Source organism: Taibaiella koreensis (assembly GCF_003545715.1).
Lineage (GTDB): Bacteria > Bacteroidota > Bacteroidia > Chitinophagales > Chitinophagaceae > Taibaiella > Taibaiella koreensis.
Window position 1 is genome coordinate 82,657 of record NZ_QVNU01000011.1, and the last position, 15,160, is coordinate 97,816.

Sequence of the window (15,160 nt, forward strand, 5' to 3'; positions counted from 1 at the left end):
GACAAAACAGATAGACTTTACCAAATGCAGAGACATAGATTATCTGATCGGTTCTTATTTCGGAGAATAAAAGCTATTTTATCCACTTATTCAACCTAAAAAGGCGGCAGGGGTGTGCCAGATAATCCCTTTTCTTTTAACCGTACCAAAGGTCTGGAGATGCTTTTTTCCGCTTTTGTATATCGTTAGCAATTTTAGATTCATAAAATAATATTTCACAATATACATATAATTAAAAATCAAATCACTAAAGGAATCTAAATTTAAAGATAAAAAGTTCTCCACATTTCTCTTCTTCCTATCAAAACATGGGCTTTAAACCCCGTTTTTAGCCCCGTATTTCGTACATTTGCATTCCTTTCTAAACAGTCAAAATGGACGAAAACACAAACAATATCCCGCCTCAGGAAGGCGGGGAACACAATAGCCCGAGCAGGCTGGTTTCCGTTAATATTGAAGAACAGATGAAGACCGCCTACATAGATTATTCTATGTCGGTGATCGTGGGCCGCGCCCTGCCCGATGTGCGCGACGGCCTCAAGCCCGTGCATCGCCGTGTGCTCTTTGCTATGAATGAGCTGGGCATGCAATTCAACAAGCCTTACAAGAAATCGGCGCGTGTGGTAGGCGAGGTGCTGGGTAAGTATCACCCGCACGGCGATGCTTCCGTATACGACGCTATGGTACGTATGGCCCAGCCCTGGAGCATGCGCTATATGCTGGTCGACGGCCAGGGTAACTTTGGCTCCCAGGACGGCGACGGACCGGCAGCCATGCGTTATACCGAAGCCCGTCTGCAGCGCTATGCCGAAAGCATGCTGGACGATATCGATAAAGAAACGGTAGATTTCCAGCTCAACTTCGACGACTCCCTCCAGGAGCCTACCGTACTGCCCACCCGCGTTCCCCAATTGCTGGTAAATGGTTCTAGCGGTATCGCCGTAGGTATGGCTACCAATATGCTGCCACATAACCTTACGGAAGTGATTGAAGGCTGTATTGCCTATATCGACAACCATGAGATCACGATAGATGAGCTGATGAAGTACGTTAAGGCTCCGGATTTTCCCACCGGCGGCACGATATACGGTATCGATGGCATAAAAGCCGGCATGCAGACCGGACGCGGACGCGTAGTACTACGCGGTAAGGTGAACGTAGAAATGCAAAAGAACGGAAAAGAGCAGATCGTGATCACCGAGGTACCTTACCAGGTGAGCCGCGACGCGCTTACCGAAAAGATCGGCGCATTGGTCAACAACAAGGTGATCGATGGTATCACCAATGTGGCCAACGAATCCAATAAAGATGGCACCAGGGTTGTGGTTGAGCTGCGCCGCGACGCGGTAGCCCAGGTCATCATCAACCAGCTGTATAAGTACAGCGAGCTGCAGACCTCTTACGGTATCAACAATGTTGCGCTGGTAAAAGGACGCCCGCGTACGCTTAACCTTAAAGATCTGATCTCGGAGTTTGTAAACTTCCGCCACGAGGTAGTCGTGCGCCGTACACAGTATGAACTGAGGGAAGCGGAAAAAAGAGCACATATACTCGAAGGCTACATGAAGGTGATCGGTACACAGGACGATCTGGACCGCGCCATCAGGATCATCAGGGAAAGCAAAACACCCGACGATGCCCGTGAAGAGTTGATCAAGGCATTTGAACTGAGCGAGATACAAGCCAAAGCCATCCTGGAGCTGCGTCTGCGTACGCTCACAGGCCTTGAGATCGATAAGATCCGCTCCGAGTACGAAGAATTGCAGAAGACCATTAACCACCTGAAAGCGATCCTGGACAGCGAGTCGATGCGTATGGACATCATCAAGGAAGAGCTGGAAGAGGTGAAAAAGAAATTCGGCGACGCGCGCAAATCCGACATCCAGTACCTGGCCAATGAGATGCGCATCGAAGACCTGATCGAAGAAGAAGATGTAGTGATCACCGTATCGCATCTCGGCTATATCAAGCGTACTTCAGTAGCCGATTACCGCGCGCAAAAGCGTGGCGGACGCGGCGCTATGGGCGGCCGTACCCGTGAGGAAGACTTTATCGAACACCTCTTCGTTGCCTCTACACACCATACCCTGCTGTTCTTTACAGAGAAAGGACGCTGTTTCTGGCTCAAGGTATACGAGATACCCGAAACCGATAAGAATGCTAAGGGACGGGCCATACAGAACCTTATCCAGATACCTGCCGACGATAAGATCCGCACGGTGATCGATGTGCCCCGGCTGGATGACGAAGCCTTTGTCGATAGTCATTCCATCGTACTCTGTACCAAGCAAGGCATTATTAAGAAGACGAAGCTCCGCGATTTCAGCCGTCCGCGCCAGAGCGGCGTGAACGCCATTACCATCCAGGAAGGCGATCAGTTGCTCGACGTATCGCTCACCGACGGTAAGAGCTATATTATGATGGCAGTAAAATCGGGCCGTGCGATCAGCTTCCCCGAAGAAAAAGTGAGGGAGACAGGTCGTGGCGCCATAGGTGTATATGGTATCGAGCTGGAAAACGAGCAGGATGAAGTGATCGGCATGATCTGTCTACCCAAAGACGGTATTCAGAACCAGATCCTGGTGGTATCGCAAAATGGCCTGGGTAAACGCACACCTTTCCTCGAAAAGCTGGAAGCCGATGCTCCCGAAGAAGAGCTGTCCAAAGCCATCATGATCCGCGACGAGGCCGGCAACGAGATACCCTATACCCTCTCCTACCGTATTACCAACCGTGGCGGTAAAGGTGTAAAGACCATCAATGTAACCGAAAAAACAGGCGGCCTGGTGGGCTTACTCGCTGTGGAAGAAAAGGACGATCTGATGATCACCTGCAAATCGGGTATTACGATCAGGATGAAGGTAGAGCACATACGCGAGGCTGGTAGGGCCACACAGGGTGTGAAGCTGATCAACCTGGACCAGGGCGACGAGATTGCGGCCATTGCCCGTATACAGGACCAGGAAGAAGAACTGATCGAAGAAGGCGAACACGATCAGCCTTCTGTTGATGGTCCGGATACACCGCCTGCAGCCGATACAGCCGGCGAACCCCAGGAGGAAACGCCCGAATAAGGATTTATAACACACATAGTATTATACAAAAGAGCCGGATAATAACCGGCTCTTTTTGCTGTTCCGTGCTGCTCCATTTTTATGGCTTGCCATGGCTCCGGCAAGCCAATGTTAAAATCTCCGCAACGGGAAACAGTGTGTCGAAATTTTGTGTTACTTGCTCAACCAGTTAACCAAAAATTAATTTACCCGCTAAACACCCCGTAACGCGTATGAAATCCCTCGAACAAATCAAGCAAGAATATGCGCTGAGCAAGCGATTCAAAAGTTGGGAAAACTTCTGTTCCGTTGCCAACGACAATATGTTTGTCCGGGCCATTGACGAGATCGCTACTCTTTATGCCGAATACCGGACCCGCTTTATACTCAGTACCCGGTCGTTTACAGCGGCGTTGCAGCCTGCCGGAGTGGCACTGCAGGAGCATTTCGGATAGCATCGCAGCAGCGAAAATGATATTTCCCGACAAAAAATTCCGCTAATCCGGCCGTTTTACATTAACTTTGCACTTTATTCATTTTTATTGATTACACAATGCAAGAAGGAAAAGTAAAATTCTTCAATGAAACCAAAGGATTTGGTTTCATCACCCCCACCGATGGCAGCGCCGACCTGTTTGTTCACGTTACCGGACTTATTGACGAGATCCGTGAAGGCGATACCGTTTCCTTTACTACCAAGCAAGGTCCTAAAGGAATGAATGCTGTCGATGTGAAAGTTATCTGATTTTTCAGGATAGAGTCTTTCAAAGCGCGCCTCAGGGCGTGCTTTTTTTATGCCATAGCCTGTGTATGAAAGACTTAAAAGAATATCTTACACCTGCCTTACGACGCTAGGAATAGCTCTCAGGAACTTTACCATCATCTATACTTTCCATTTCGGTTGCCAAACCGTCATTATACATATATCCTGCATACCAAAAGCGGTATAAATTAAGAACGCAAAAGGCGTAAAACACTGATGGTTGCGTATCTTTTGTAGGATTTTACCCTGTAATGTTCACCAACAGCACCAAAACGATTGACCATTGTCTCCGGGCATGGATTGCGATAGCTATCGTGATCTGTGCCGCGCACCCCGGCGGCTACGCACAAACGCCTTATTTTAATCTCGATGCGATTTCAGGCCTTCCTTCCAACCATATTTACTATACCCTCACCGATCAGAATGGGTATTTCTGGGTTGCCACCCCTAACGGTGTAGCACGGTACAATGGTTATGAAACGAGGGTATTTACCGTAAATGACGGCCTTCCCACCGAAGATATCTGGTGCCTGCTTGAAGACCAGGTGGGACGGTTGTGGCTCTCCAATATCTCCAACGAGGTCGGCTATATCAGGAACGGCCGGTATTATACCGCTTTACGCGATCCCAAAAACTTCATTTACCCTGTCTACACGGGGCGCTATTCAGACGGCATTGCACTGTTCAATAAAGGAGCGGTTATGCGTTCGACAAAAAAAGACTGGGAATGCATTATTTGTAACAGCAGCGGGTCTAAAAAGATAAGTACTGCAACCGGCACCTCAGCGTCCTTTTTTATTGACCAGAAAGGGAATATTGTCGCCAGTCATTTTAACAAGAAGCTTTACTTCCAGAAAGGGCGTATACAAGAAGACCAACTGGTTTGGGACAGCACCTTGTATGTACCTGATGAAACGGAACAATTAGCACTGTATCGCAGCAAGATTGATTTCCTCAATGATAATGTGTTTTTTACCACCATAAACGGAAAGCAATGCCGGGTATTGAACCTCAATAACAGATTTGCACCGCACAATATCAACCCGCTTGACAAAAAAGAGACGATATCTTTTGCTTATGCCAGAGACAATCTGTTTTACCTGCTGGGATCGGAAAACGCCTATCTCTATGACAGTACATTGCGCCTGTTACGGAAATATACTTTAGCCAGTTTGAGCGGTGGCGATATAAAAATCGATCATAATCTTAAGAGCCTCGAACAATATCCTCTTTGGGGTACCGTATTGGGGACTTTTGACCGGGGCCTTTACTTTAGCGACCAGGAATATACCAAAGGCTTTGGGAAAAGAAGTGATATCCATCTCTCATCCTATCGCTTCCTGGGCATTACCAGCGATACCTCAGGCTTGTGGTACAGCAGTATTACCCATACCCTCAGGCTGATAGGTCCCGGTGGCCGGTTGCTGGCTTGCCTGTCCCGGGTACCGGATATACATATGATGGCCAATGACCGGGAACGTACACTACTGTTTACAGATGCCGATACTTATACGCTCCGATACAACGGTAAAGGCAAGCTTAGTACCCACCGCGACGCTTCCTTGTCGAATCTGCGGGTAAAAGCCGCTGTGGTATACTCCGACACGCTGCTCTATATCTCGGGCGGCGCATATTATCATTTAAGCAGGATCACACCGGCCTCGCAAACCATATTGATGCAGGATTACTACAGGAAAATGGTTTTCGACAGGACCCGTTACGGCGTATGGCTCTATCGTAACCAGCAGATAGCATTTTACAACATCAAGGAAAACAGCTTCAGGGTATGGTATCCTGCTACCCTGAAAAAAATGGGGTTGCGAAAAATCGAATCCATCGTAATCGATGAGCAATATGGCAATCTGGTGATCAAGGACTACGATCAGTTGTTCCTGTTCGACGACAAGCGGAATACGATCACGCCGCTGCTTACCGGCTATCGCTATGGCGATGCGCATATGGCTGTAAACGGCAGCAGGCTTATTATTGCCGGGCGCCTGGGCCTGATGTGGAGCGATATTCTCGGACATGGGAAATTCGGCGCGCCATCTGTTGTCGAAAATTTCAAAAACTGCTATTATAACATTGTTTATGGCTTGCAGGTTATCGATTCTACCGCCATACTCAATACAGACAAGGGTGTGTATGACCTAAGCTTATCGGGCGCCGCCTTTTCAAAAGAAAGCGCGCCTACTACTTATCATTTTATTGCGGCTACATACGATACGACCCGCAGGATAGCGAACGGCGATACCTTGTCGCTGCAAGCCGGTACGGCTACATTTCAACTGGACGTGATCAACCCTCATGGTAATGGCCGGCTCCGGCTTGCCGGAGCCTTTTCGCTCAAAGAGAAATGGGCGGAGCTCACGGGCAGGGAGGTTAATATAAACACGCTGGCGCCGGGCCGGTATCACCGTTTTTATCTTTTTGCCAGGGATGAAGTATGGCAAAGCAAGACAATTATGCTTGTCCTGTATATCCAGCCTTATTGGTGGCAGACAACAGCTTTTTTCCTGACGCTCATCTGCGCAGGAGTTGTTCTGACCTTTTTTATCATACTGGTTACCCGCAGGATCGTATTGCGCCAGCAGGCCAGGCAGCGCATGATGCTGGAAATGCAGATGGCCGGCATTCATGCGCAGATCAACCCTCACTTTATCTTTAATTCTCTTACTACTACCCAGTATTTTATCAAGGCCAATAAAATAAAGCAAGCCTATGAACATATTAACCGTTTCTCCAGGCTGTTGCGCAATTTTCTGCAGGCTTCCAGGCACAAGTACATTACCATAAGCGAAGAAATTGATCATCTCAGGAACTATATCGAGCTGCAGCAGTCAAGGTTCGAAGAGCAATTTGAATACAGGATCGACATGGGCCCCAATGTTGCCCCTGCGTTAATGATCCCCTCCCTGCTATTGCAGCCTTTGGTAGAAAATGCCATTCAACACGGCTTGTTCCACAAAAAGACGCCTGGCCTTCTGCTACTCTCTTTTTCAAAAGAAGACGACCGCCTGGTTATTGAGATAGATGACGACGGTATCGGCAGGGAACAGGCCAGGGCACTGCAGCTGCAGGAACCGGCGAGAACCTCTTTTGGCAGCGACCTGGTCAACAAGCTTGTGCTGCTGTTCAATAAGTATGAGCACATCAAAATTGATCTTGTGTTTATCGATAAAATACCACCCCAAACAGGAACTACCGTAAAAATAACCATACACTATCCACCGGCATGAATACATTTACCACCATCATTATAGACGATGAGCCCAATGCGATAGGGCTGTTGAAGCTGAGCCTGGAAGAGCTTTTCCCGGATATAACCGTCAAACATACCTGTACCAGCTGGTCCGATGCCTTCAGGATATTGCAGCAGGAACATTTTGACTTCATTTTTATGGATATCCAGATGCCTGGCAGAACAGGCATTGAGCTGGCCCGCCTTCTACCGGACCTGTACGGAAAGCTTATATTCATCACGGCACATGAAGAATACGCGCTGGATGCCTTCCGTTGTCATGCTTCGGGCTATTTACTAAAGCCTGTCGACGACGTAGCGCTGTATAATGTAATCAGCAGGGCTATGCGCGATCTGGCCCAACCTGCTGCACTACCGGGAAGCCAACCGGTTAATAATAGTGAATTGCTGGGTATACCGGATAGCAAAGGCATCAACTATATCCACAAGAAAGACATCGTCTACCTGCAGGCCGATAATAAATGCACCAAGATCGTATTGACGGATAAAGTGATGTACAGTTCTTACCACCTGGGCCGGTTTCGCGAATACCTGGAAAAAGAACGCTTTTTCCAGGTGCACCGCTCGTACATCATTAATCTAAGCGCGGTGAAAAGGTATGTCAACGAGCATACCGGCATCATAATGACCGACCTTACAGAGATACCGGTTGCCCGTTCGGCACGTGAAGCGCTCCTGCGCCAATTTACCACGCTCCACAAACTGCCCGGCTAAGCCAGACTACCATCCGGCGGATCATATCGCCGGTCCACACCCGGATGTCTACCTGTCGTCGGCCGGAAGAAGCGACACCGGCCAACAGGAGCTATATTGCTTTGATTACACCAACACCACCGGTAATGCCGGAATTGTTCAACCAAAAATCAAAAACGATGAACAGATTGCTACTACTCCCCGCACTACTTGCTTCTCTGAGCACCTTTGGCCAGGAATACCGCGCGAGCGGCGATCCCAATCCTCCCCGCTACGGCGACTGCAATATGTATCCGCCGCACCTGGGCGATCTGGTACTGTACTACAATTTTTCAAACCTTTCGGCCGGAATGCTCATACCAGATCTTAGCGGAAACATGCATATGGGAACGCCGACACCCGGCACTTTCCCCGATAAAGATGCCGGCGGTAACCCCAATTGCGCCTACCGCTTTCCCGGAAATCCCGGCGAACACATTCAGATCCCCTCCAGCACCGACTTCGACTTTGCCACTGCTCCCGTAACCATATCAGTGTGGTACTATCCCGAAGAAACCTCACCCGGGAAATACGAGCAGCTTGCCGGTCGCGGACTGGGATTGCACTGTCCCGATTCTTATGGAGAGTACTCACTGGGGCTTTACGATTGCAGAAAACCGGTGGCCGGTATGAACCAGAGCAGCTGCTGGGACTGGCATGCGGTAACCTCTCCCCCCAATTGCACCCAGGAAACCAATCATTATCTTAATGATCGCTGGCAGCACGTGGTCGCCGTTTTTGACTATGCTTCCGGCGGTGGCCCCGTGGTTCCTGTGGCCGTATACTGGAACAGCATTCTGGTCAATCATATTCCTCCGGGCGTATGCGGCCCGGTAAGCCTTAACAACGGAGATTTCTATATAGGCGACGACTTCAGGGGTGAGATAGACGAAGTAAGGGTTTACCGCGTCCCTTTTTCGGCTGCTGAAGTGGCAAACCTGTATCACTATGGCATTATGGGATGCTGCGATGTGCAGGGCAAGCCTGGCGGAAGCGCCTCACTGCCGGCAAGTATGGAAAGCACGGGCGACCTGAAAACCTATCCCAATCCTTTTACAGGTGACATAAAGATGGATGTTCCCCAAAAATTTATCGGAGGCTCGTTCTCTGTTTACAACGCTTTGGGACAAAAGGTGAAGACCGGTCCTATACGCTCTGTGCAGGAACAACTCAATCTGGGTAGCCTCCCTGCCGGCATTTATCTGCTGGAATGCAGTACAGGCACCGAACGTATACAACAAAAGCTCGTTAAACGCTAAAAAACTAAGTGACTTCCGGATATAGGAAACAAGATACAATTTGCTTCTAAATAACGGTTGCTAAGCTTGTCGAAGCGCCCTCTTTGTCCAAAGGACAAGTTCAAGGACCGGCTCTGTTTCCTATATTCAAATACTCAAAAAAAACTATTTCTGTACACCAAAGAGAGGCCTCCAGCAATCGGGGTCTCTCTTTGCATGGCCATTACCAGGAAAAACTATTCGTGTATAATGAAAATTAATACAGGGACACACCGGGCTGTAAGCCGCTGCAGCGCTGCTTCGGGAAAGAGCAAGCCCGCCACATGCTGACAATACCATGACAAATGGCAATAGATTCGCTTACCTTTGCACCCGTTGCCAATGAATCTATGAAACTACTCTTACAATACCTCAGCCGATACAAGGGGCTTATCTTCCTGGCCCTTATCCTGGCGGCTATCAACCAGGTCTTTTCCCTGCTCAATCCCTATATCCTGGGCAATGTGCTTATCGACCCCTACGCCAATAAAGCGGCGGCTTTCAGGGCCAGGGGCGCCGGCGGTGACTATTTCCGCGGCATTACCATTGGATTGCTCATGATCATCGGCGCAGCTATGGTATCGCGTATTGCCAAGGCCTTCCAGGACTATGTGGTGAATGTGGTAATCCAGAAATTCGGCGCCCGTCTTTATACCGATGGCCTGCGTCATGCCCTGCGCCTGCCCTACCAGGACTTTGAAGATCAGCGCAGCGGCGAAACCCTTTCGGTGCTGCAAAAAGTACGCGCCGATTGCGAAAAGTTCATTACCAATTTTGTGAACGTATTGTTTGCCACGCTCGTAGGCATCGTTTTCGTCGTGATCGTGGCCTTCCGGTTAAGCCCCATGCTTCCCCTCATCTACCTGGTGGGTTCGGTGGTGCTCGCGATCCTGACCAGTGTACTAAGCCGCCGCATCAAGTTTATCCAGCGCAATATCCTGAAAGACACTAATGCGCTGGCTGGTTCCACTACAGAGTCCCTGCGTAATATCGAACTGGTGAAAAGCCTCGGTCTTACCCAGCAGGAGATCCGCCGGCTCAACAGCACCACCATGAAGATATTGAAGCTGGAGCTAAAGAAAGTGAAGAGCATCCGCTCCGTTAGCTTTGTACAGGGCACCTTCGTCAACTTTCTGCAACAGTGCATTATGTTTTCGCTCCTCTTTTTCGTATTCCGCGATAAGATCACCGTGGGCCAGATGATGATGATGCAGTTCTATTCTTTTTTCATCTTCGGTCCGCTGCAGGAGCTGGGCAATATCATCCTGTCGTACCGTGAGGCCGAGGCTTCGCTGAATAACCTGCAGGACCTCATGAGCCGCCCGGTCGAGTACCAGCCGGCCAACCCAGAGCAATTGCATGCCATTAACCGTCTGCGCTTCGACAAGGTGAAGTTCCAGCACCAATCGGCGACCCAGCCTGCATTGGAAGAGATCTCCTTCGAAGTGCGGCAAGGCGATACCATTGCTTTTGTAGGCCCCTCCGGTTCGGGCAAGACCACCCTGGTCAAGCTACTGGTAGGCCTTTATCATCCCAGCACCGGTCATGTGTACTATAACGACCTGGCTGACGATGCCATTGACTTCGACGAGCTACGCCACCAGATCGGCTTTGTAACCCAGGATACACAGCTGTTTTCCGGCACAATAAGGGAAAACCTGCTGTTTGTAAACCCGGGGGCTTCAGACGAGATGATCGCCGATGTGCTGCAAAAAGCAGCAGGCCAAAGCATCCTGGCACGCGCCGATAAAGGCTTGGATACCGTCATCGGAGAAGGCGGCCTGAAGCTGTCGGGCGGCGAACGTCAGCGTTTGTCGATTGCCCGGTCGCTGCTGCGCCAGCCACGGCTGATGATCTTTGACGAAGCAACATCGGCGCTCGACTCCATTACCGAAGAAGAGATATCCAATACCATAAGACATATCACGGCACAGCGGCAGCATATCACCGTCATGATCGCGCACCGTCTCTCGACCATTATGTATGCCGATCACATCTTTGTACTGGAAAAAGGGAAGATCGTAGAGACCGGAAATCACCATGAATTGCTCGATCTTAAGGGACTGTACTACGCTATGTGGCGGCAACAGATCGGCGAGCGTAAAGATGAACCGGCTGAGCTGACCATGAAATAAATGGAACAGAGAAGTCAAGTTTTCAAAAACTTGACTTCTCTGTTCAAGCAGGCAGCACCATGAAGTAAAAAGTATATAAAATGCTACCGCCACAGAGGGCCGCTTCCCAAAACAAGGGAGCGGCCCTCTGCCTTAATAAACGCTCCGAACATCGCTACTATTTTGTACCGGCCGGATACTAGAATGAAAGCAAACGCGTTTATTTTATGAAAAGCAATTGTTTTCTTGCATCTTTAAACCACACCCTATGATCAAAGCCTCGCTGGTAATGGCATTGCCCGCCCTTATGCTTTTTTCCTGCAAAAAGGAAACTATAGATTACACCAAAGACAACAACCCTTACAACAAGACCGGCATCCTTCCGCTCAGCAACGGGAACAGGTGGTTCTATAAAGTGACCTACTACGGCCAGGATAACCAGCCGGCCTTCTCTTTGGATGATTCCCTTTCCTGCAGCAATGAGGGCTGGTCCCCATCCGTTTATTACTTTCCCGGACATGTATTGCAGGGCTCTTACAGCAACCGGGATGCCAATGCACTGCAAGTCGTCGGCGGCAGCGACTATTTCAAAGCGACGAACCAGGATGAAGTGCTCTGGGACAAAGTGGAAAATGGCTACCATTATATACGCAAGGCCTTTGCAGGCCCCCAAAAGGTAAACGGCTACGATGCTTATAAAAACCTGGTAACAGGCATCAATGATGCAACAAAGGACACGGTGATCGAGCAGTATTTTTATTTTGCCAAAGGCATAGGCATTGTAAAACAGGAATCGATGGATTTCAACGGCGGCCGGCACCTGGGCCAGGTATACGACCTGACAGCTTATACAGTCAAATAGCACATAGTACCGTTACGGACAGCCTCTATAGTAAGGACCCGCAAAGATTGCGGGCTTTAGCCACCTCTTTGCGGCCTGATCTCCCTGGTATAAAAAAGCGCTGACGACATTTTTTTTGATAATAATACCGATCGGTATATTCAGCCTATGAAACACATATGCATCGTATGCTCAATGATCCTGCTTTCCTGGCCGTTAACCGGCCAGGAAAGCAAATTTGCAGGGGAAATATTTCGTTACCGCAACAGTGTTCAATTGGAAGCCTTCGGCCCGGGAGGTTATTATTCGTTGAACTATGAACGGACCCTTGTCAATTTACCTCGCCTGAAAACATCTTTTCAGACCGGCGGCGCTTACTATCCGCCTTCTACCGGTGTCATTACTTTGTTGTTTCCCGTGAGAATAAACCAGCTCTATTCTTTCGGCCGGCATCACCTTGAATCGGGTATTGGCGCCATTTTCACCTTTTCCGATACCGACAACGGCGCCACGCCCTTGCGTAACTATGATTACGAGCTCTTTTTTACCGGCTCATTGGGCTACCGTTATCAAAAGCCCGAAGGTCGCTGGATGTTCAAAGTGTTATTTACACCTGTGCTGGAGTATGAACAGAATAAAGAGATCATTCCTACCGGTGGGCTGAGCCTGGGATACAACTTTTAGAGGGGGCATTATAATCCTGAAAACAGCCATTGCCTTTATACATCCGTTTCTTTATTCAGCTCATCGGGCAGCCATCCCACGATATGCGACTGGAACGGCGCCAGCATATCCCAGAAGACACGGTTGTTGTCGTGCTCCTTTTCGCCGCAATCGATCGTCGCGCAATAGTCGATCACCTTGTCCATAAGGTTCGTAACCAGCTTCAGGCGGACCAAATTGTCCAGCGCCTGCGCCAGGTAACCGAAGTAGACATGCCCCCATATTTCCACAACCAGTGAAGCATCGCTGATGTCCAGCGCTTTGCCAAACAGCTGCCTGAAACGCTGCTTCAACAGGACAACCAGCGCTTCTATGGCTTTGCCTTTGCCCGTCTCCAGCAACGATTTCAGCGCCTCATCATTGGTGATATGAATGGCATACTCATCAAAGGTCACCGATATTTCTTCACCATCGATCGTTATCTGCTGCTCCATGACCTGATAAGATTTTGGGTATTGGGTATTGAGTATTGAGTATTGAGTATTGAGTATTGAGTATTGAGTATTGAGTATTGAGTATTGAGTATTGAGTATTGAGTATTGAGTATTGAGTATTGAGTATTGAGTATTGAGTATTGGGTATTGAGTATTGGGTATTGAGTATTGAGATTTGGAACTTGGAATTTAATATCTGAAAATTGCCAACTGCCTATTGCTAACTGCCTATTGCCAACTATTTCATCGAATCTTAGATCTTGGGATTTGGACCTTGAACTTTGGAATTTGCCAGCACATACACTATCCTTCGTGCTCATAGCGGACGCGGTGCTTCTCCTCCTCCAGGTCGACAAGCCAGAGGTATTTGCGGATCACCTCTTCATCCATATCATCACGATGGTTCCATTCCATCAGCCAGGTGCGCTGCCGGTCCAGCAATTGCAAGTAAGCATCCCGGAAAGCAATATGCTCAGCCGGGTCCTCTTCATCGGGCAAATGTTGCTCACCCTCGTATTTGACCTTCATGTACCGGAGCGCTTCATGCTCTTCGAATATAGGGCTTTCGTATGCTTTCATAAAGGCCACGCTTCGCTCGGCTAGCATACGCTTGACCTGTACTTCCTGCTGTTCGGGCGACAAATGCCTGTCGGGATCTTCCATATGCACCTTACGGATCACAAACGGCAATGTGAGGCCTTGCACCACCAGGGTAAGCAGTATCACCATGAATGTGATGAACAGGATAAGGTTACGCTGCGGGAAGGCAGCGCCATCGGTCAGATAGAACGGCACCGATAAGGCAGCAGCCAGGGATACCACCCCACGCATACCTGCCCATCCAATAATAACAGGGCCGCGCCAACCCGGCCGGTTGTCGGCCGTAGTGATGTAGCGGCTGATGAACACCGTAAATACCGATGCACCGAGCGTACACAAGATACGGCTGATGACAAGCACCAGCGTGATGAGCACGCCATAGCCGATGGCCGCTGCCAGGCTTACGCCGCCAAGGCCGGCTACGATCACCGGCAGCTCCAGCCCGATCAGGATAAACACCAGGCCATTGAGCACGAAGCTGAGCGCCGACCATACCGTCGCGCCCCGCAACCGGCTTCTATGACTGAATATAAGATGGCTACGGGCCGAAAGGAATAAACCGCCGCTTACCACCGCCAATACACCGGAGAAATGGAATTGCTCAGCTACAATATACATCACATAGGGCGCGGTAAGTGTGAGTACCACGTCGATATTCGCATCGGTTGGGAGCCAGCGGTGCAATGCATAATAGATCGCACCCACAATAAGACCTGTGGCGATGCCCATAACGATCACCAGCACGAAGCTGGTCGCCGCTTCACGGAAGACAAAGCTGCCGGTGCTCACAGCGATGAGGGCAAAGCGGAATACGATAAGGCTGGAAGCGTCGTTCAGCAAGCTCTCTCCTTCCAGGATAGAGGTAACCCGTTTGGGCACTTTGACCTGTTTTAATATGGAGGTAGCCGATACGGCATCGGGAGGAGAAACAATGCCGCCCAATAGGAAGCCCAGCGCCAGCGTAAAGCCCGGGATACAGGAATGGGCTACCAGGGCTACCACCAGGGACGTAATGAGCACGATAAGGAAGGCAAAGCTGCCGATGACCCTTCGCCATTTCCAAAGCTCCTTCCATGAAGTGTACCAGGCTGCCTCATACAGCAGCGGCGGCAGGAAAATGATAAAGATCAGCTCGGGATCGATCTGTATGGGCGGCAAACCAGGGATAAAACTGATCGCCAGGCCACCCAAAACCAGCACGACAGGATAGGCTACCTTCAATTTTTGCGACAGCATGACCAGCAATAGGATCACGATGACGATAATGACATAAGGAATAAATTTTTCGACCATAAGTAGTCATTTGGATCAAATGATGAAAAGCAAATATAAAATGCCAGGCTTAAAGAAGGTGTTATTCG

At 49.4% G+C, this 15,160-nt stretch carries 11 protein-coding genes; 9 read left to right on the forward strand and 2 right to left on the reverse strand.

The features are described from left to right. The first annotated feature begins 374 nt into the window (after positions 1-374). The 9 genes from gyrA (at position 375) to DZK30_RS24875 (ending at position 12,726) form a co-directional block, all read left to right on the forward strand. Positions 375-3,074 carry a DNA gyrase subunit A gene (gyrA, locus tag DZK30_RS24835; RefSeq protein WP_118976905.1) on the forward strand — a complete coding sequence of 900 codons (2,700 nt, stop codon included), beginning with the start codon at positions 375-377 and terminating at the stop codon, positions 3,072-3,074. Between the two features lie 212 nt (positions 3,075-3,286). Next, positions 3,287-3,508 carry a hypothetical protein gene (locus DZK30_RS24840; RefSeq protein WP_118976906.1) on the forward strand — a complete coding sequence of 74 codons (222 nt, stop codon included), beginning with the start codon at positions 3,287-3,289 and terminating at the stop codon, positions 3,506-3,508. 98 nt (positions 3,509-3,606) lie between these two features. Continuing rightward, the gene (locus tag DZK30_RS24845) at positions 3,607-3,798 is read left to right on the forward strand and encodes a cold-shock protein (protein WP_118976907.1); all 192 of its coding nucleotides are present in this window, start codon (positions 3,607-3,609) and stop codon (positions 3,796-3,798) included. A gap of 269 nt (positions 3,799-4,067) precedes the next feature. Beyond that, a complete protein-coding gene (locus tag DZK30_RS24850; protein WP_118976908.1) occupies positions 4,068-7,055 on the forward strand; it encodes a histidine kinase in 2,988 nt (995 codons plus the stop codon). Further along, positions 7,052-7,792: a LytR/AlgR family response regulator transcription factor gene (locus DZK30_RS24855; protein WP_118976909.1), complete on the forward strand. Its 741-nt coding sequence runs from the start codon at positions 7,052-7,054 to the stop codon at positions 7,790-7,792. Before DZK30_RS24850 ends, DZK30_RS24855 begins: the two co-directional genes overlap by 4 nt. 158 nt (positions 7,793-7,950) lie before the next feature. Further along, positions 7,951-9,069 carry a LamG-like jellyroll fold domain-containing protein gene (locus DZK30_RS24860; protein ID WP_162903448.1) on the forward strand — a complete coding sequence of 373 codons (1,119 nt, stop codon included), beginning with the start codon at positions 7,951-7,953 and terminating at the stop codon, positions 9,067-9,069. A gap of 323 nt (positions 9,070-9,392) precedes the next feature. Next, complete coding sequence (locus DZK30_RS24865; RefSeq protein ID WP_240432992.1) at positions 9,393-11,222, forward strand: ABC transporter ATP-binding protein; 1,830 nt, start codon at positions 9,393-9,395, stop codon at positions 11,220-11,222. A gap of 247 nt (positions 11,223-11,469) precedes the next feature. Beyond that, the gene (locus DZK30_RS24870) at positions 11,470-12,063 is read left to right on the forward strand and encodes a hypothetical protein (RefSeq protein WP_118976912.1); all 594 of its coding nucleotides are present in this window, start codon (positions 11,470-11,472) and stop codon (positions 12,061-12,063) included. A 147-nt stretch (positions 12,064-12,210) separates the two neighbouring features. Continuing rightward, a complete protein-coding gene (locus DZK30_RS24875) occupies positions 12,211-12,726 on the forward strand; it encodes a hypothetical protein (protein WP_162903449.1) in 516 nt (171 codons plus the stop codon). A 35-nt stretch (positions 12,727-12,761) separates the two neighbouring features. On the opposite strand, the gene DZK30_RS24880 is transcribed toward DZK30_RS24875, so the two are convergent. After that, on the reverse strand, positions 12,762-13,199 hold the full coding sequence (locus DZK30_RS24880; RefSeq protein ID WP_118976914.1) for a hypothetical protein: 438 nt from the start codon (positions 13,197-13,199) through the stop codon (positions 12,762-12,764). A gap of 303 nt (positions 13,200-13,502) precedes the next feature. Then, complete coding sequence (locus DZK30_RS24885) at positions 13,503-15,092, reverse strand: Na+/H+ antiporter (RefSeq protein ID WP_118976915.1); 1,590 nt, start codon at positions 15,090-15,092, stop codon at positions 13,503-13,505. Between the last annotated feature and the right edge of the window lie 68 nt (positions 15,093-15,160).

Excerpts from the sequence above, each read along its gene's own strand:
- gyrA (WP_118976905.1), top strand. The coding sequence starts at position 375 with ATGGACGAAAACACAAACAATATCCCGCCTCAGGAAGGCGGGGAACAC.
- DZK30_RS24840 (WP_118976906.1), top strand. The coding sequence starts at position 3,287 with ATGAAATCCCTCGAACAAATCAAGCAAGAATATGCGCTGAGCAAGCGA.
- DZK30_RS24845 (WP_118976907.1), top strand. The coding sequence starts at position 3,607 with ATGCAAGAAGGAAAAGTAAAATTCTTCAATGAAACCAAAGGATTTGGT.
- DZK30_RS24850 (WP_118976908.1), top strand. The coding sequence starts at position 4,068 with ATGTTCACCAACAGCACCAAAACGATTGACCATTGTCTCCGGGCATGG.
- DZK30_RS24855 (WP_118976909.1), top strand. The coding sequence starts at position 7,052 with ATGAATACATTTACCACCATCATTATAGACGATGAGCCCAATGCGATA.
- DZK30_RS24860 (WP_162903448.1), top strand. The coding sequence starts at position 7,951 with ATGAACAGATTGCTACTACTCCCCGCACTACTTGCTTCTCTGAGCACC.
- DZK30_RS24865 (WP_240432992.1), top strand. The coding sequence starts at position 9,393 with ATGGCAATAGATTCGCTTACCTTTGCACCCGTTGCCAATGAATCTATG.
- DZK30_RS24870 (WP_118976912.1), top strand. The coding sequence starts at position 11,470 with ATGATCAAAGCCTCGCTGGTAATGGCATTGCCCGCCCTTATGCTTTTT.
- DZK30_RS24875 (WP_162903449.1), top strand. The coding sequence starts at position 12,211 with ATGAAACACATATGCATCGTATGCTCAATGATCCTGCTTTCCTGGCCG.
- DZK30_RS24880 (WP_118976914.1), bottom strand. The coding sequence starts at position 13,199 with ATGGAGCAGCAGATAACGATCGATGGTGAAGAAATATCGGTGACCTTT.
- DZK30_RS24885 (WP_118976915.1), bottom strand. The coding sequence starts at position 15,092 with ATGGTCGAAAAATTTATTCCTTATGTCATTATCGTCATCGTGATCCTA.